Here is a 654-nt window from a genome sequence, read left to right on the forward strand (position 1 = left end):
GGGTCGGCGGACGCTGGGACGGCGCTTCGGGTGGTTGTGGGCGGCGTTCGCGGTCAGCTCGTACGGTTCGGGGCTCGGCTTCGGCGCCTTTCCGCTGATCGCGGTCATCGTGCTGCACTGCGGACCGGCCCAGGTGGCGGCGCTGGCCGCGGCGGGGCGGGCGGTGGGCGCGCTGATCGCGGTGCCGCTGGGGCCGTGGATGGAGTTTCGCCGCAAGCGGCCGGTCATGGTGGCGATGGACCTGATCCGGTTCACGGTACTGATGAGCATCCCCCTCGCGTTCGCCCTCGGCCGCCTCACCTTCGTCCAGCTCCTGGTCGTCTCCGTCGTGACCGCCGCGGCCGACATCGCCTTCAAGGCGGCCTGCGGCGCGTACCTCAAGGCACTCGTACCGCCGGAGGACCTGCTCGTCGCGAACAGCCGCTTCGAGTCCACGACGTGGACCGCGACCACGGTCGGCCCCCCGCTCGGAGGGGCCGCGATCGGTCTCCTCGGCCCGGTCACGACCGTGGTGGCCGACGCGGTCAGCTATCTGCTCTCGGCCCTGGGCATCCGTGCCATCGGCGGGACCGAGCCGCACCCCGCCCGGCCCGCCGCACCACGGCTGCGCGCGGGCGACCTCCTCGAAGGGTGGCGCCACATCCTCACCCACCC

The 654-nt window shown here is 73.4% G+C and carries 1 protein-coding gene; it reads left to right on the forward strand.

What is annotated here, in order from left to right; translation table 11 throughout:
- Window positions 1-654: MFS transporter (locus tag ACJA3G_RS38155; protein ID WP_406557569.1), on the forward strand; the 654-nt coding region annotated here is incomplete at both ends.

Source organism: Streptomyces sp. YS-3, assembly GCF_045257485.1.
Classification (GTDB): Bacteria; Actinomycetota; Actinomycetes; order Streptomycetales; family Streptomycetaceae; genus Streptomyces.